This is a genomic window from Levilactobacillus tongjiangensis (assembly GCF_003946345.1).
In the GTDB taxonomy this organism is placed as follows: Bacteria; Bacillota; Bacilli; order Lactobacillales; family Lactobacillaceae; genus Levilactobacillus; species Levilactobacillus tongjiangensis.
In genome coordinates this window covers 85,868-103,701 of sequence record NZ_RHNY01000008.1, presented here as the reverse complement: position 1 = coordinate 103,701, position 17,834 = coordinate 85,868, and the positions used below count along the sequence as shown (strand labels likewise).

At 47.6% G+C, this 17,834-nt stretch carries 13 protein-coding genes and 1 pseudogene; 4 read left to right on the top strand and 10 right to left on the bottom strand.

The window, feature by feature from the left end:
* Positions 1 to 25: 25 nt before the first annotated feature.
* The 5 genes and pseudogenes from secA to EKM75_RS06540 all read right to left on the bottom strand — a co-directional run bounded on the left by secA (position 26) and on the right by EKM75_RS06540 (position 5,269).
* Entirely contained in the window at positions 26 to 2,389 is a 2,364-nt protein-coding gene (gene secA / locus EKM75_RS06555; RefSeq protein WP_125683458.1) for a preprotein translocase subunit SecA, read from the bottom strand.
* 199 nt (positions 2,390 to 2,588) lie between these two features.
* Complete coding sequence (gene hpf, locus EKM75_RS06550; RefSeq protein ID WP_125683456.1) at positions 2,589 to 3,143, bottom strand: ribosome hibernation-promoting factor, HPF/YfiA family; 555 nt, start codon at positions 3,141 to 3,143, stop codon at positions 2,589 to 2,591.
* Between the two features lie 138 nt (positions 3,144 to 3,281).
* Positions 3,282 to 3,749, bottom strand: coding sequence for a ComF family protein (locus tag EKM75_RS06545; RefSeq protein ID WP_225426672.1), 468 nt, complete (start codon positions 3,747 to 3,749; stop codon positions 3,282 to 3,284).
* Positions 3,750 to 3,776: 27 nt separating this feature from the next.
* Positions 3,777 to 3,956 (bottom strand): annotated as a pseudogene (locus EKM75_RS13100) (ComF family protein); the annotation flags it as partial.
* Complete coding sequence (locus EKM75_RS06540) at positions 3,956 to 5,269, bottom strand: DEAD/DEAH box helicase (protein ID WP_125693090.1); 1,314 nt, start codon at positions 5,267 to 5,269, stop codon at positions 3,956 to 3,958. The gene EKM75_RS06540 and the pseudogene EKM75_RS13100, both read right to left, overlap by 1 nt.
* 96 nt (positions 5,270 to 5,365) lie before the next feature.
* On the opposite strand from EKM75_RS06540, the gene EKM75_RS06535 reads away from it, so the two are divergent.
* Positions 5,366 to 6,028: a YigZ family protein gene (locus EKM75_RS06535; protein WP_125693088.1), complete on the top strand. Its 663-nt coding sequence runs from the start codon at positions 5,366 to 5,368 to the stop codon at positions 6,026 to 6,028.
* A gap of 217 nt (positions 6,029 to 6,245) precedes the next feature.
* Here EKM75_RS06535 and EKM75_RS06530 read toward each other — a convergent pair whose 3' ends face one another.
* A complete protein-coding gene (locus EKM75_RS06530) occupies positions 6,246 to 7,343 on the bottom strand; it encodes a glycosyltransferase family 4 protein (RefSeq protein ID WP_125683448.1) in 1,098 nt (365 codons plus the stop codon).
* Positions 7,344 to 7,685: 342 nt separating this feature from the next.
* Between EKM75_RS06530 and EKM75_RS06525 the strand changes: the two genes are divergently transcribed.
* Positions 7,686 to 8,126 (top strand): CidA/LrgA family protein, encoded by a 441-nt coding sequence (locus EKM75_RS06525; protein WP_125683446.1) that lies wholly within the window; start codon positions 7,686 to 7,688, stop codon positions 8,124 to 8,126.
* A 45-nt stretch (positions 8,127 to 8,171) separates the two neighbouring features.
* The gene (locus tag EKM75_RS06520) at positions 8,172 to 8,978 is read left to right on the top strand and encodes an LrgB family protein (RefSeq protein ID WP_125693086.1); all 807 of its coding nucleotides are present in this window, start codon (positions 8,172 to 8,174) and stop codon (positions 8,976 to 8,978) included.
* A gap of 190 nt (positions 8,979 to 9,168) precedes the next feature.
* On the opposite strand, the gene EKM75_RS06515 is transcribed toward EKM75_RS06520, so the two are convergent.
* The 4 genes from EKM75_RS06515 to EKM75_RS06500 all read right to left on the bottom strand — a co-directional run bounded on the left by EKM75_RS06515 (position 9,169) and on the right by EKM75_RS06500 (position 14,822).
* A complete protein-coding gene (locus tag EKM75_RS06515; protein ID WP_125683442.1) occupies positions 9,169 to 11,004 on the bottom strand; it encodes an APC family permease in 1,836 nt (611 codons plus the stop codon).
* 425 nt (positions 11,005 to 11,429) lie between these two features.
* Positions 11,430 to 13,055: a chaperonin GroEL gene (gene groL, locus EKM75_RS06510; RefSeq protein ID WP_125693084.1), complete on the bottom strand. Its 1,626-nt coding sequence runs from the start codon at positions 13,053 to 13,055 to the stop codon at positions 11,430 to 11,432.
* Between the two features lie 57 nt (positions 13,056 to 13,112).
* Positions 13,113 to 13,397 (bottom strand): co-chaperone GroES, encoded by a 285-nt coding sequence (gene groES, locus EKM75_RS06505; protein WP_125683438.1) that lies wholly within the window; start codon positions 13,395 to 13,397, stop codon positions 13,113 to 13,115.
* A gap of 786 nt (positions 13,398 to 14,183) precedes the next feature.
* Positions 14,184 to 14,822, bottom strand: coding sequence for a redox-sensing transcriptional repressor Rex (locus EKM75_RS06500; protein WP_125683436.1), 639 nt, complete (start codon positions 14,820 to 14,822; stop codon positions 14,184 to 14,186).
* A gap of 469 nt (positions 14,823 to 15,291) precedes the next feature.
* On the opposite strand from EKM75_RS06500, the gene EKM75_RS06495 reads away from it, so the two are divergent.
* Complete coding sequence (locus EKM75_RS06495) at positions 15,292 to 17,244, top strand: ABC-F family ATP-binding cassette domain-containing protein (protein ID WP_125693082.1); 1,953 nt, start codon at positions 15,292 to 15,294, stop codon at positions 17,242 to 17,244.
* Positions 17,245 to 17,834 lie beyond the last annotated feature (590 nt).

Sequence of the window (17,834 nt, the reverse complement as noted above, 5' to 3'; positions counted from 1 at the left end):
ACTTCCCGCCTCGTCACGTTCCCGTTTACCGGGTAATATTTTGTCGAATTTCAGACTTCATGAACAACCGGGTAGTATCGTAATCAATGTTTGAAATCATTTCTTCAAACATCCGGAACCCATCTTGTTGGTATTCAACCAATGGGTTTAATTGCCCGTATCCACGTAAACCAATTGATTGACGTAATTGATCCATGGCATCGATATGGTCCGTCCAGTGAGAGTCCACGACCCGCAACAGCACAACCTTTTCAAATTCCAACATTTGAGCTGGATCGTAAAGTTGCTTTTGCTTTTCAGCGTAGACGTCGTTGGCCAAGCCCATAAAGAATTCCTTGATCTCGTCAGCCGTCTTGTTCTTCAGAGCGTCTAAACTGATCTTTTCAGGCGTAACCATTGCGGAAATCCCAAAGTCCAGTAACGTATCTAAGTCCCAATCTGCTTGGTCGCCTTGCGTATGCAGGTCAACCACGCGATCAACGGTCCGCTTGATCATTGGCATCAGAACCCACTTGAGGGATTCTTCCTGGTTAATGATTTGGTTCCGTTCGCCGTAGATCACGTTCCGTTGTTGACGCATTACGTCATCGTACTGCAACACGTTCTTCCGGGAATCGTAGTTATTCCCTTCAACCCGCTTTTGCGCGGATTCCACTTGCTTCGTGATCATCCGGCTCCGGATAACAGCATCCTCACCGTCAACGTTCATCCGTTCCAAGAAACTCTTGACCCGGTCTGAACCAAATCGACGCATCAAGTCATCTTCCAAGGACAGGTAGAACTGAGTCATACCAGGATCCCCTTGACGACCTGAACGGCCACGAAGTTGGTTATCGATCCGCCGTGATTCATGACGTTCAGTCCCGATAACGGCTAACCCACCGATTTCGACAACGCCGGGTCCCAATTTAATATCGGTCCCCCGCCCAGCCATGTTGGTGGCAATCGTAACGGCACCACGTTGACCAGCGTTTTGAATGATATCGGCTTCCTTCGCATGGTTCTTAGCGTTCAAGACCACGTGTGGAATTTTTTCTTGATCCAAACGTTCAGACAAGTATTCAGAAGTTTCAACGGCCACGGTACCAATCAACATTGGTTGACCCTTTTCATGCAAGTCCTTGATTTCCCGAATAACGGCATCAAATTTAGATTCCAAAGTTGGGTACAACAGATCAGGTTGGTCGACCCGGACAACCGGTTTGTTGGTTGGCACGGAAACAACTTCCATGTTGTAGATTTCCCGGAATTCTTCGGCTTCGGTCTTCGCCGTACCAGTCATCCCAGAAAGCTTTTTGTACATCCGGAATAAGTTTTGGTAGGTGATGTTGGCCATCGTCTTGGTTTCTTCCTGAATCTCAACGCCTTCTTTGGCTTCAATGGCTTGGTGCAACCCGTCTGAGTAACGACGACCGTCCATAACCCGTCCAGTAAAGGAATCAACAATCAGAACTTCACCGTCTTGAACCACGTAATCCTTATCACGTAACATGATAAAGTTGGCCCGCAGCGCTTGATCCAAATGGTGGGTCAAGGCCGTGTTGTCCGTATCATACAGGTTCTTCAAATTGAAGTATTTTTCGGCTTTTTCAATCCCTTGATCGGTTAAAGCAACCGTCTTGGATTCCAAGTCGATCTTAAAGTCATCTTTTTCATGTAACGTCTTAGCAAAACGATCTACCCGTTGGTAAAGGGCACTCGTTCCTTCGGATTGGCCAGAAATAATCAATGGCGTCCGCGCTTCATCGATCAGGATGGAGTCAACTTCATCGACAATCGCGAAGTTCAGCGGCCGTTGTACCATGTCTTCTTTGTAGACGACCATGTTATCACGCAGGTAATCGAACCCGATTTCCCCGTTAGTTGAGTAAGTGATATCGGCATTGTAGGCTTCACGCTTCTCCTCTGGTGACTTCTCAGCGGAGTTTAACCCAACCGTTAAGCCCATCCAGGAGTATAATTCACCCATTTCAGTGGCATCACGTGCGGATAAGTATTCGTTAACCGTAACAACGTGAACCCCTTTGCCGGCAATGGCATTTAGGTAGACAGGCATCGTGGCGGTCAAGGTTTTCCCTTCACCGGTCTTCATTTCAGAGATATTCCCCTCATGAAGCACAATTCCCCCCATGATTTGCACGTGGAATGGATAGAGACCGAGGACCCGCCGTGCGCCCTCACGAATTGCAGCAAACGCTTCAGGCAGTAAGTCGTCTAAAGTTTCGCCGTCTTGGTAGCGCTGCTTGAACTCTGGCGTTTTCGCTTTCAGATCATCGTCTGAAAGTTGTTCGTATTCATCAGCGTAAGAACCAACTTGGTCCGCTAATTTACTGAGGCGTCGTAAAGTCCGGCGATCACTTTCGACCCATCGTTTCAAAATATTTGGCATGTGAGAATTCCCTTCAGTACATTTAATAAGTCTATTTAAAGTTACCCATTTATTTACAATAAATCAACCTACATTTTACCACTAACCAACCCAAGATGAAACTTTAAGACGTGGTCAACGCAAGGGTAACCGCTTTCTTCTTCGAATTATAACTAAAAAAGCACCGCAAAATTGCAGTGCTTCGTTAGCTGATTTAACATTACTCGTCGTCGGCTTCAATCAAACCGTACCGGCCGTCGTTCCGGCGGTAGACGATGCTGATACCATTGGTTTCAGCATCTTCGTAGATAAAGAAGTCATGACCTAACATGTCCATTTGCAGAACGGCCTCTTCATTATCCATCGGCTTCAAAGAAACCCGCTTGGTCCGGACAACTTCTAACTCACCATTGTCGTCGGAATCGGCGTCTGGCGTTTCAGCTGAGAAGTCGAGGTTTTTGTAACCTTTTTCCCGGGACTTACGGTTAACCTTAGTCTTGTACTTGCGAATCTGACGTTCCAACTTGTCCGTAACCAGGTCAACACTTGCATATAGGTCCGGAGAGGTTTCCTCTGCCCGTAATGTCAAGTATGGGAGTGGGATTGTTACTTCAACCTTCGCTGTCTTATTTTGGTAGACCTTCAGGTTGATATGCGCAATTGCCTCAACATTGTTGTCGAAATATTTCTCCAACTTGCTGATACGCTTTTCAACGTAATCCCGTATTGCGTCAGTAACTTCGATGTTTTCACCACGAATATTAAATGTGAGCATAAAACTTCTCTCCCTTCAGCCAAGAGATACTTGGCTTGCTTAGCATTAGAAGGACCACTCTTCTAATATGCTTTGCTTACATTTATTATAATAGAAAGCCCTCTCATAAACAATTAATCTAAGTAAAATAATCACAATTTAACGTGCTAAAGTCAGGCTGGTAACCGCTTTCGCACCACTCAAATTAATTTGATCAATGGCATGCCGAATTGTTCGCCCAGTCGTATAGACGTCATCCAACAGTAAAACACGCTGGTGCTGAAGCACTTTGCACGCATTGGGAGCTAATGAAAACGGCTGTGGCGTGACCAGTCGCTCTGCCCGCGTCTTGGCAGACTGGGGACGTTCTTTATGGTCAGCAACCACCTCAAGTGCCTGAAAAAACGGTTGGCCGGTCAGCCACCCCGTCACTTGATTGAACCCGCGGCTCTGCCAGGTTGCCACATCCACCGGAATGGGAACCAACACATCATACGTAGCTCGCTGTAAGGCCCGGGCCAGTGTTGCCTGCACCACGACTCGTAATGCATAGTCCCCCTGAAATTTGTACTGCTGCATGTAAGCCTTGAAACCAGCATCGTACTGAAACAGTGCCCGATTAATCACCGCATCGCGCCAACGTTCACAGTCATGGCAAATAGTGGCAGCACGCTGCTGGCGACCGCACCGTGAACAGCAACTACCTGTGATGGGGGTTAATCGTTCCCGGCAGGCTTGACAAACCTCCTGAACGGGGAACGGCCCCCAACTGAGTATTTGATCAAGGGTCACCACCTGAGGAATGTCCCGATTACACCATACACACGCCGGCATCACTGACCGCCCTGCTGACGTCCCTGCCGATTCAAATGACCGATCATGGCGCGGGCCTGCTGAATCGTTCGCGACTGGCTCTGACAATAACACGTCACTTCACCCCGGGGATGGGCAGCATGGCGGCCCGCCCGACCAGCAATTTGGACTAAGGCCGCCGTTGAAAAGACAGCCTCATCCCCACCTAGAATGACAACGGCCACGTTGGGGAATGTCACCCCTCGTTCGAGGATGGTGGTCGTCACTAAAAACTGACAACGCTCGTCGCGCATCGCCTGAACCTTCGCAGTTCGTTCTGGGTCAGCAGCGTGGACCGTCACCCCACCAACGACCCCCGCCTGAGCCAAGGCTGCTGCAATGGGTGCCAGATCCGCTACGTGGGGAACAAATAGGAGAAACCGCTGCCCAATCTGCTGGTATCCCCGTAATTGACGAACGAGGTGACCAGGCAACCGTCCCTTCAGCAAATGCTGTCGCCATTGCCAGCTCAGATGTACCATCATCTGTGGAAGTAAATAGCCGTGATATCGTAAGGGCACGTAAGTCACCGCTATTTTTCGTTGCGCCACTAGTTTTTGTAAATGAGGGCCCGGCGTTGCGGTCAAAAAAATATGACTGCCACTGGGCTTCTGAGCCTGTTTCACAGCACGTTGTAGCATGGGACTTGTGGTAAGCGGAAAGGCATCAACTTCATCCACAATCAGCCAATCAAAGGCGGCCTGGAACCGCAAAAGTTGGTGCGTGGTGCAAATTGTCAATTGCCGATAGGTATAGGGCTGTTCCTGTTTTCCATGTAAGACGGCCTGTGACACACCGGCAAAGGCCCGGGCCAGCCGTGGCGCCAGTTCTAAGCAAACGTCCACCCGCGGCGATGCCCAGGCGACCCGCCAGCCTTGCTGTAATGCCCAAGCCAATGCTGGGTACAGAATTTCCGTCTTACCAGCACCAGTGACCGCCCACAACAATTGATTTTTCTTAGCCGCCGCCAATTTACGAACGGCCGTTGCGGCCACCACCTGTTGTGGTTTAAGTTGTCCCGACCAGGTCAATGGTGATTCTGTCATCCTCGGAAACTGATTGGGTTCCGGAATAGTGTATAATTTATGGTGCGTGGTCAAACGACCCAATTGTAAGCACTGTCGACAGTACCGTGCCCCGTTTGGTAACTGATCTGTCACGGTTAACCAGTTGCCACAGCGGGTGCACCGAGCTGCGCCACGACTTTGCGCAATTGCCTCACGGTTTACCAACGGTTTCAACGGGGGTCTTGCAGACGGGACCCACCGCCCAAAGAATTGCTCATCATTATCCAAGAAAAGTTCTCCCTTCCAGCCTCTACTGAATAACTACGTGAAGGGAGCCACTAATTTTTTAAGAACTAACTTTATTTAGAAGAAAGGTGTCTGCCAATGGAAACTGACTACTTAACCATTCAAGCAAGTGGTAATCACGAACTCGAAATTAAAAAATCACGGTTCATTGCCGACCTCGGTCGCGTATCCAGCGAAGACGAAGCCAAGGCCTTCATTGCTGCGGTAACCGCGCGGGAACCGAAAGCCACCCATCATTGTTGGGCCTACATGGTCGGAGAGCATGATGAAATTCAACGAGAAAGCGACAACGGCGAGCCTTCTGGTACCGCTGGTGTTCCCATTCTAACGGTGCTCCAACGCAACCACCTGCACAACGTCATTGGGGTGGTCACCCGTTACTTTGGCGGTATCAAGCTGGGGGCCGGTGGTCTGATTCGGGCTTACAGCAACGCCACTTCCACTGGAATTGAAGCGGTCGGCGTCGTCAAACTTGTTCGACAGCAAGCTATGACGATTTCCGTGGACTATCCCAACTACGACCGTCTTAATCACTACCTCACTGAAAATCAGATCAGTATCATGGACACCACGTACACGGCTGCAGTTTCAGTCACCATTGCCGTTGATTTGGACGCCGTGACCACCACACAAACAGCAATCACCAACCTGCTGAGTGACCGGCTAACCGTGGACCTGGGCGACATTGCCTACAACGAGGTGCCGGTTGAGATCAACGCCAGCAGCCGGTCAAGTGATTAAGTTTATCTGAACACTAGCACTATTGTAATGTGATTCCACGTAAAAAGGAGCCTTGGGAATTTTCCCCTTGGCTCCTTTAATTTTATGTGGCGGAAACGTGCGCCCGAAGGCAGCTGACTCCGCTTAACACTGATAACCAAACAATCCAAGACCAGGATTCTTCGGTTATCACCGTTAATGCTCGCCAGCTAAACGCCTTTGGGTCCACTCTTTATCCCTATCTTTCCGAATTCTTCGACGTTAACTTCTTAACGACCCGGTTGATCCAGTGTAAGAGCGGCTGTCGGTCCGACCCCACTAGCCCGATGGCTTCGACGAATAACTCCAAGCCAATCAGAATCGCGATGGTCAACAGTACCGACCCCCAAATCGTAGACAGCGGGTACAACAGTGAAATAAACGAGAAAATCAACGCAATCCCGTAAATTACTAGAACCGTCTGTCGGTGCGTCAATCCTAATTGCATCAAGCGATGATGCAAATGGTGCTTATCCGCGTGAGAGATAGGTTGCCGATTCAAAATCCGGCGAATCATAGCGTACACCGTATCCGTGATGGGAACACCCAGAATGATCACCGGAATGATCACGGAAATGAAGGTCACGTTTTTCAAACCGTACAGGGAGAAGCAGGCAATCATAAATCCAATGAATTGCGCCCCCGTGTCCCCCAAGTAAATGCGGGCTGGAAAGAAATTGTATGGCAAGAACCCCACCATAGCGGCGACTAGTGCAAAAATCATGATGGCCACCCAGGTATTCGCTACGTTCAAGAAGAACAATCCAGTAATCCCAGTCGTCGTTAACGCAATAATTGAGACCCCGGTCGCCAATCCATCTAGACCATCAATCAAGTTAATGGCATTAACGATGGCAACAATCCACAACAAGGTAATGGGCAACGATAACCAGCCAAAGTGCCATGCACCCACGAATGGTAACGTTAAATACCGCATTCGGATACCAGCCACGAAGTAAACTTCAATGGCCGCTAACAACTGAAACATCACCTTTTGTCGTGGCTTCAGTTCGAAGACGTCGTCGATCATCCCACCGGCGACGATGATACATTCACCACCGAACAACCCCCACAGCTGTTGCGTTGGCATTTGATCTCGCAATAAAAACATCGTTGAAAAAGTAAACGCAATAAAGATAGCTAGGCCGCCCAACGTCGGCATGGGAACCTTGTTGACCCGGCGCTGATTCGGTTTATCCACCGCACCAATTTGAAACGCAAAGCGGCGTACAAACGGGGTTAGGACCGCGGAGATAATCATGGTAGCAAACAAGCTAACAATAATCTCAAATTTCATAAAGTGTCCTCATTCTTTCCTAATGGTTCTTTTGCTAATTATACAAATCTCGTAAATTAAACACAACCACCATTTAGTTTGTAAAAAAAGTTTTTTGTGAAAAGTGCCGCAACTTTGGTCCACCCATCTCTACTGGACGCCAGTCTACAATAACGGCATTTGTGATTTATCACACGGATAATAATTAATACTTATAAACGTATAGTGAATACGATATTTACGCTTGTTTTAAGCGCTTACACCCCATATAATACAATTATGCATTCAATTCAGAACAGGCTTGCCCTCTAAATTTTGGGGATTGTCGTGCAACCAGGTCATCAATTGAAAGGAGAGTTTTCAATGGCTGCTAATAAAAAAGTTTCATCAGCAGAAGCTCCAGAAAAAGAACAAGCTTCTCCCATCTTGATTCAAATGGGTATCTTCGCTGCTATTCTGTTCGTTTCCAGCCTTATTTCCCCTCTGTTTCCTGCTAGTTTTCCGGTGCCCACACCAGTGGTCGGACTGATTCTCCTCTACGTCCTCCTAGCCACCCACATCGTGAAGCTCCGGAATGTTGAGAAGTTTGGGGACTTCTTAATCAGTTTAATTGCCTTTCTGTTCGTTCCCTCAGGAATCCAGCTGGCTGCCAGTCTAAAAGTACTGCAAGCTGAAGGCGTTAAGATCATCATCGTGGTTATCATCGCGACAATTGTGATGCTGGTCGTCATCGCCTACACCACGGCCGGATTTATTTGGATTCGGAAGCACGTCTTCCACGGAAATACCGATATCGACCAATAATTTGCCTGACAACGATTAACACTCAACAGAAAAGGATGGAGAATTATGATCAGCTTAAATGTTGCCGCCGAGATGGCGGTTTGGGGCAAGTGGCTAGGCGATGGCCTGAGTAAAACGGCCACTGGTGCCTCTGCGGGTAACGCTGTTTTTGGGATTTTTCTCACGTTGGTCGTCTTCTTAATCGGCCAATGGCTCTTTAAAATTAGTAACGGCTTCTTTATCTTCCAACCCCTCTTCGTGGGGATGGTGTTAGGAATCTTTATCCTGTTCCTCCTGGCCAAAGCCTTTGGCACGGACACCGCCACTTTTTACAAGTCGGCCTACCTCCCCGGAGGAAATATTATCTTCTGGTTCTTAAACCCAGCAACCATTGCCTTTGCCATTCCTCTGTACCGACGGAATGATATCGTCAAGCGTTTCTGGTTAGAAATTGTCCTCTCACTGATTGTTGGACTGGTCATCTCGTTATTCATCATTTACGAGGCTGGTAAGCTCTTCGGACTGTCCAAGGGGACGTTGGCTTCGTTACTGCCTACCGGGGCCACTACGGCCATCGCAATGCCAATTGCGGCTGCTATCGGTGGAAACCCAGCCATTACCGCCATGGTTTGTATCCTAAACGCCGTCATCATCTACGCTTTAGGTGACTGGCTGGTAAAAGTTTTCCGAATCAACAACGACCCAATCGGTGCCGGCTTAGGATTAGGAACCGCTGGGAAGACGGTGGGTTCCGCCAAGGCCTTACAGCTAGGATCCATTCAGGGGTCCATGGCCTCCATCGCCGTCGTCGTTATCTCAATCGTCGTCGACTTGGTGGTGCCACAATTCGCATCACTGGTTGGCCTACGTTAGAATTCAACAGTTACGTAAGGTTCTCCCCCAACTGGGAGAACCTTTTTTGTTATTCCATTATTGCCGACCGCTTCCCTAGACGGACTTTTGCTGCGTTTCAATCCAACAAAAAAGGGCATCGAGACGAAAGTCCCAATGCCCTTTAATACTGTCGTCGACTAACCTGCTACTCAGCAGCTCAGTTCAACAACTACTCTTTCAAATGATAATTATAAGTCGAAACAATGATGTTTTCCCGTGAGTTCAAAATCGTCCGTAACCGTAACGCTGTTTGGTTATGCAAGACGTTTTGCCAAGGATGCCGGGGAACGAATTGCGGAACCAGGACCGTAGTCGTAAAGTTCCGTTCTGCCGCCCGCTTCGCAATCACATCACAGAACCGCAACGTTGGCGTCGCAATCGACCGGTAGGAGGAATGGATATCCACAAACCGAATGTCCGGGAACTCCTCTTTGAATTCCTGAGCCGTCTTGTGTTCCTTCTCAGGATTTTCATCGAAGGACACGTGCATCGCAATGACGTAGTCCCCAATGGACTGTGCATAGTTAATGGCACCAGACGTTACCCGCGTGATGTTGCTGACCAGGACAATGACCGTTGCCCCATCGTATTGATGGATATCAGCCTTTTCCTTAGCAGCAACCCGCAACTGCTTAGCCACGTTGTGATAATGCTGATTGATTCGGTAGAACAACAACAGAATCAACGGCATGATGATCAGGTATGGCCAAACGTTGCCAAAGTGTAAGAACAGTAAGAAGACAACGAGGACCAGAGAAATGAGGGCCCCAATCAAATTGATGAAGGCCTTGCCTAACCAGAATCCCTCACGTGTTCTGAACCAGTGAATAATCATCCCTGATTGTGACAACGTAAATGGCACGAAAACCCCAACCGCGTACAGTGGAATCAGTAAAGTCGTTTGCCCATGGAAGATAAAGATCAGCACGATAGCCCCAACGGCTAACGAAATGATTCCGTTAGAGTAACCCAACCGGTCCCCTCTATCCAGGTACGCATGCGGTAAGAACTTATCCTTAGCCAGGTTGTAAGCCAGGATTGGAAAGGCTGAGAACCCGGTGTTGGCTGCCACTGCCAAAATCATCGCCGTGGACAACTGAAGGATGTAATAGAAGACACCGTGACCGAACACGCCAGTCCCGATTTGAGACAAAACAGTTTGGTTACTTTGCGGACGAATCCCCATGTAGTAACTCAAGAACGTAATCCCAGCGAAGAAGATGGCCAAGATTCCCGCCATAATTGCCAAGGTCGCCGCAGCATTGTGCCGCTTCGGCTCCTTGAAGTTAGGCACAGCGTTACTGATGGCTTCCACCCCAGTCAGGGAAGAAGACCCGGACGAGAAGGCCCGGAAGAACAGCAATAACGTCATGCCTTGGACGGGACCGTTGAACGAGGCCGCCGCATGATACGTGATATTACCCGTCACAATGTTGTAGAACCCAACCCCAATCATCACAATGATCATCAGGATGAACAGGTAAACGGGAACCGTCAGAAATGCCGCCGATTCACGCATCCCCCGCAGGTTCAACAACATAATACCAATCACAATTAAGACTGATACCCATACAGAATACGGATATAGCGCCGGAATCGCCGACGTAATAGCTTCAGTCCCAGAAGTCGTGGAAACCGCCACGGTCAACATATAGTCAACGAGCAAGGAACCACCGGCAATCAACCCTGCCGATTGCCCCCAATTCGTACTGGCTACAACGTAGGCGCCACCACCAGATGGGTAGGCATGAATAATTTGCTGGTAAGAAAGCGTAATCGCAAATAACAGAACTAAGACCAGTGCAGCAACCCACAATTGATACATCAATGCAGCTGCTGACAAGGTAATTAGGACTGTGGTGATTTGCTCAGTACCATAAGCCACGGAAGATAACGCATCAGACGACAAGAGAGCCAGCGCTTTAAACTTAGTTAGCGCCTGACCGCCTTCGTCCATGGTCTTGAGGGGTTTTCCAATTAAAACCCGCTTTAAATAACGCCACATGACTATTTACTCCTTATCTCCATAAATAATGAAGACGGGCATTCACCCGTCGTATAATTGCTTGATTTAATTCAAGTTCGAATGCAGACGTAATTCTACTACAACTAGCTAAACATTACCACAAATCTCTGACTTCGCAACCGAAGATTTGGCAACCGAACTTTTCCATTATCCGGCAAAGCGTAAGAGAAATAAAGGGTTGTTTTTCACTTTAATTTATTGCTACCCCTAAAGATTAATCTGGCGGCATTTAATCCATCCACTTTCCCAGCAGACGTTTACCACACAGACCGTGGTGTCCCGAATAAGAATCTCTCCTGCCATCCCCCTGACAATCACCGATCAACCACATTCATCGGCGCACCTATACAAAAACGCCGACCCACAACGGATCGACGTCTTAATTATCAATTAATTGACGAAGCTTACATCATGCCGCCCATACCTGGGTTAGCAGCTGGTGCAGCTGGTGCTGGATGGTCTTCTGGCTTTTCAGCAACCACGGCTTCAGTCGTCAACAACAGTGCGGAAACAGAGGCAGCGTTTTGCAGAGCAGAACGGGTAACCTTGGTTGGGTCAGTAATACCAGCCTTAACCATGTCTTCGTACTTGTTGTCAGCAGCGTTGTAACCAACGCCTGGCTTTTCACCCTTCAAATGTTCAACCACAACGGAGCCTTCGACCCCAGCGTTTTGAGCAATTTGACGAACTGGTTCTTCTAAGGCACGCAGAACGATGTTAACACCGGTCAATTCATCGCCTTCGGCTTCAACCTTAGCAACATCACTAATAACGTTGATCAAGGCAGTACCACCACCGGCAACGAAGCCTTCTTCAACGGCGGCACGGGTAGCGTTCAAAGCATCTTCGATCCGGTACTTCCGTTCCTTCAATTCCGTTTCAGTTGCGGCACCGACACGAACAACAGCCACCCCGCCGGCTAGCTTAGCCAAACGTTCCTTGAGCTTGTCCTTGTCGAAATCAGATGAAGTTTCATCGATCTGACCCTTAATTTCAGCAACCCGTTCAGCGATTTGGTCCTTAGAACCAGCACCCTCAACGATGGTCGTTGAATCCTTGGTAACATTAACCTTTTGAGCTTGACCTAATTGGTCAATAGTCGTGTCCTTCAAGTTAAGGCCTAAGTCATCGGTGATGACAGTCCCACCAGTCAAGATAGCGATATCTTGCAAGGTCGCCTTACGACGGTCACCAAAGCCAGGAGCCTTAGCAGCAACGACGTTGAACGTCCCCCGCATCTTGTTCAGAACCAACGTAGGCAAAGCTTCACCAGTGATGTCATCAGCGATGATCAAGAGTGACCGGCTTTGTTCAACAACGGCTTGTAAGACAGGCAAGATGTCTTGAATGTTGGCAATCTTCTTGTCAGTAATCAAGATGTATGGGTTGTCGAGGTTAGCTTCCATCTTATCGTTGTCGGTAACCATGTATTGTGACATGTACCCGCGATCAAATTGCATCCCTTCAACAACGTCCAAGCTGGTATCAACACCACGGGATTCTTCAATCGTAATAACCCCATCGTTCCCAACCTTTTCCATAGCATCGGCAATTAAGGAACCAGTTTCCTTGCTTGCTGAAGAAATGGAAGCGATTTGGGCGATATCTTCCTTCGTCTTAACGTCGATGGACATCTTGTGCAGAGATTCAACGGCAGCGTTCGTTGCCTTTTCAATCCCACGACGGATACCAACAGGGTTGGCACCGGCAGTGACGTTCTTCATACCTTCGTTAACGATGGCTTGCGTCAAAACAGTTGCGGTCGTAGTCCCATCACCAGCAATATCGTTGGTCTTAGAAGCAACTTCGGAAACCAATTTGGCACCCATGTTTTCGAAATGGTCGTCTAATTCGATGGACTTAGCAATCGTCACACCATCATTGGTGATGGTAGGGTTGCCGTAGCTTTGTTCCAAAACAACGTTACGACCCTTAGGTCCTAAGGTGGTCTTAACGGTGTTCGCCAACTTATCTACACCAGCAAGCATCTTGCTACGTGCGTCTTCAGAGAACTTTAATTCTTTAGCCATTATTCTAATTCACCTCATACTAAATTTTTTAATTACGCTCTGTATCAGTGGGAAAGGTTAGTCAATAACTGCGACTAAGTCCTTTTCGTGTAAAACAAGGTACGTCGAATCTTGGTACTTAACTTCCGTGCCGGCATACTTGTCGAACAATACCTTGTCGCCAACTTTAACAGTTGGGGCTACCTTATCGCCATTGTCTAACACACGGCCATCACCAACAGCAACAACGTTTGCCGTTGAAGGCTTTTCCTGAGCATTACTTGCCAAAACAATGCCACCAACCGTGGTTTCTTCTTCTTGTGGTTGATCCAAAATGACGCGGTCTCCTAATGGTTTTAACACTTGAATCCCTCCAATAAACTTACTTTTTAGCACTGTTAGCACTTGACTAACATAAGTGCTAATCACAATATCTAATATATGGTTTTTTTCGCTAAAAATCAAGGAATTTGACAAACTATTTTGCAACCGTTTCCGGAAAGGCCTTGGCACCTGTGAAAGCTCGCGAAAAATTAAATATTTGATAGTCGATTGCTTCTATTTACGAAGTAAAATCACGCCAGTAAGGGTCTAATATGTGCTAAATCAATTAAGGATCTAAAGGTTGAAAGTTCGAAACCTGTTATCAAGCCAAGAATAGTAAAACGTTATAGACTTAAAATTAGTCTCACCCAGGCACCTACGGCGGTCAGAGATTCCGCCTGCTGTGGGAAACGCCTATGGCCTGAAAAATGGTCCTCCGGCTCGGTTTGGAGCCTGGAAAAACCACCAGTCTCCAAACACGTCCCACGCTGTAAGCCGAAAATCGGCTAACACCGTCGACACAGCTGGTTCCACCTCTGACCACCTCCGATTAAACTAGTTTCTAGAAACTAAACTAGCTTACATGCCTGAATGATGGTGTTTACTCAATATTATTGGCGAACGGTAAGGCGACAATTCCCCGCTATATCTGACTAAACCCCAACACCCAATCCTTGTTGTATCAGGCATAGTAGATATTTCAGTGCTTTCAACCTTTACTTACTTCTCCAGCACTGGCTCGGTATTCAAAAACACGCAAAAAAAGAAGCCGTGATTTTATCACAGCTTCCCCTCACCTAAGTGACCCAATGCAATCCGGGTCACTTAGTTTTTATCGTTATAGTGTTCCAAGAAGTAGATCAATGTTTGCAATTCATTGGTCAAATCAACGTTTTGCACTCGAATATTTTTTGGCACCGTGATCCGCAGTGGTGTGAAGTTCAAGATACCCTTGATACCACCAGCGATGGCGTTATTCGTGACCTCTTGTGCAACGGGCGATGGCACAGTTAAAATTGCCACTTCAATCTGTTGTTCTTCCAACTGTGTCCGTAAATCAGTCATAGGATAGATTGGTACCCCACTCTGAATGGTGTTGGCGATATCTTCATTCACATCAAAGGCCGCACTGATTCGAACGTTGCTGTCCTGGTGGAAGTTGAAGTTCAACAGCGCGTGACCCAAGTTACCAACACCGATCAAAGCGACGTTAGTCAACCGGTCCTGGTTCAAGATCTTTTTGAAAAATTTCAATAAACTTTCGACGTCATATCCGTAACCTCGTTTACCTAAGGCACCGAAGTAGGAAAAATCACGCCGAATAGTTGCAGAATCAACTTTAACGGCCTCTGATAGCTCCGTCGATGAAACTCGTGTCTTGTCCGCGTCCAGCAAAATATTCAGGTAACGGTAGTAAATTGGCAACCGTTTAGCCGTTGCACGGGGAATCTTTTGGTCTGTCAAATGAGGGCCCTCCTAATCAATAGCACTCGTTGTCACTCCGTAAATGACAACATACACTTTAAATACAATCCGATTGTGAAATTAACTTTCCTAAAGATTATAGCATAACCACTCGTCTTGTGAAACAAATTGCAAATATTTTTCACAATTTTTTACAAATTTCGGTCTAGAGTCAGAATATGATAGAATAGATTGTATCGGTGACCATTGTGATTAGCCCCCATGGCTGGTAGCGTCCCGCCGCGGTTTACTCGCTGATTGCAACCCGGAATTAATCGCCGAAAAGCGCTTGATCAAGTCTCAACTTGTCACATTTAAATTCTTCACTAACTTTAATAAAATTGCCATAACTAATTAAGGGACTCAAGTCTTCAGTCACCATTAAATTTACCAGCAGTGATAATGACCTGCTGGCGTCCCCTCAAAAAAATTAAAATTGAATTTTAGAACATAAGGAGGTTGGTTCAACGTGATTCTATTACAAGTGCAACAAGTGACACGTCGGTTTGGTGCCACCGTTTTATTTGAGAATGTCAGTATGGACGTTCCCGAACACGGTCGGGTCGCCCTAGTGGGCCGCAACGGTGCAGGTAAATCGACCCTACTTAAAATGATTGCCGGCGAAACTCGGCCAGACGTTGGCCAGATTACTACCAAGCGTGGCTTGACCATGGGCTACCAAGCCCAAAATGCTGGCTTGGCCTCCACTAAAACCGTTTGGAACGAGATGCTGAGTGTCTTCGCAAAAGTCCGTGCCATGGAGAACCGGATTCATGAACTGGAAACCGAAATGAGTAACCCTGACGTCATTGCCGATGAGGAACGTTTTCAACAGATCAGCGCCACTTACGACCAATTGCAACAAGACTTTAGCGACCAAAATGGGTACGGCTATCAGGCCGAAATTCGCGGCGTGCTGCACGGTTTTGAATTTGGTGAGGAATACTACGATAAGCCTATTAATGAATTGTCCGGTGGCCAACGGACCCAGCTTGCTCTGGCTAAACTCTTGCTAGAACGTCCCGATCTCCTAATCCTCGACGAACCCACCAACCACTTGGACGTCGAAACTTTAACCTGGTTGGAAAGTTACTTGCAGGGTTATCCGGGCGCTATCCTGGTCGTTTCCCATGACCGGTACTTCCTGGATCACGTGGTCAACGACGTCTATGACATGGCGCACGGCGGTCTGGTTCACTACCCTGGCAACTACTCCCATTACATTTCATCCAAGGCCGAACGGCTCCGTCAGGAATGGAAGGAATATGACAAGCAGCAAGCCGAAATTGGTAAACTTGAGGATTTTGTGAACAAAAACATTGTTCGGGCTTCCACAACCAAGCGAGCCCAGGCCCGTCGGAAACAGTTAGAGAAAATGGACAAGATGGACAAACCTGAGGGTGAAGAAAAGGTTGCCCGTTTTACCTTTAAACCCAATCGTCAGAGCGGTAACGTCGTCCTGGACGTCGTTAACGGCGCAGTTGGCTACGATGATCAGATTCTTTGTCAGCCAGTCAACCTGGATATTAAGAAACATCAGGTTGTCGCCATTGTTGGCCCCAACGGCATTGGAAAATCGACTCTTCTGAAAACGATTCTCGGTCGGATTCCGGCCATTCAGGGCCAGATCATCTTTGGTACTGGTGTGGACACTGGCTACTACGATCAAGATCAAGCAACTCTCCACGATAAGAAAACCGTGTTACATGAGCTGTGGGATGATCACCCCACTACACCAGAGGGCGATATTCGTTCAATCTTGGGCAGTTTTCTGTTTACCGGGAGTGACGTCGACAAATCCGTCCACAGCCTCAGTGGTGGGGAACGGGCGCGACTTCTGCTAACCAAGCTAGCCCTGCGCCACGACAACTTTTTAATGTTGGACGAACCGACAAACCATTTGGACATCGACAGTCGTGAAGTATTGGAAAACGCCCTGAACGAGTTCGATGGCACCATTCTCTTCGTTTCCCATGACCGGTACTTCATTAACCAAGTAGCCACACAGGTCGTTGAGCTGGCCCCAGCCGGCACAACTCGTTACCTGGGTGACTACGACTACTATGTCTCCAAGAAGGCTGAGCAGGACGCTTACGCTGCCAAAGAAGCAGCTGAAGCAGAAGCCGCTCATCCAACAGTCACGGCCCCCAAGCAGACTCAGGTCGACTATCAACAACAGAAGGAACAGCAGAAAGCCAAACGGAAACTAAGCCGGCAGGTAGATGCTCTCGAAGAAAAACTCGGCGAGTTGGAAAAACAAAAGGCCGCAGTTGAAACAGAAATGAGCGCACCAGAAAACTTTAACGATGCTGGCAAGCTTGGTGATCTTCAGGCTGACCTGAACCGGATCACAACGGAACTCGACAGTACCGAAACTGATTGGACTGAAAAAAGCCTGGCGTTAGAGGAATTTGAGGATTAATGCGCTTTAGTTTAAACCAGATAGCATTGGGGCCTGAGACAAACATCTCAGGCCCTTTTTTAGTCCCCAATTCTACCGGGGGTTAACCCTCTCTCGTTTCCTCCCCATTTTTTATCTAACAATAGCTGACAATTTTAGAAACCGCCTTCTTAAACATAATATAATTCATTGAACATCGATTCCTGGGAACTAAAAATTAGGGGAACACTACCATGAAAAAGCTGCTAGTTGCTGGACTCATTGCCATTATCGCAATATTTGGTCTATCACAATCTGGATCGGCTAACACTAAATATTCGATTTAAAAACAATCATTTTGGCAAAAAGCCACTATTAATCGTGCTAAATTTCCCAAAAAATCGATTGCGGTCTGGAACGCCAAACACACCAAGGTTAAGTTTCACCTGAAAGATTACCCCAACAATTCTTGGTACGGACGCGGTAGCGAAATACTGAAACATGGGAAGACCACCGCAAAATATACTTACATCACTGGACACAATAAGAAACATACTGACTTAGTCTCGGGATACGTCTGGCATGGTAACTTAGAATTGGGATTTGGCAAGGAAGAGCTTAGATCAAATTAT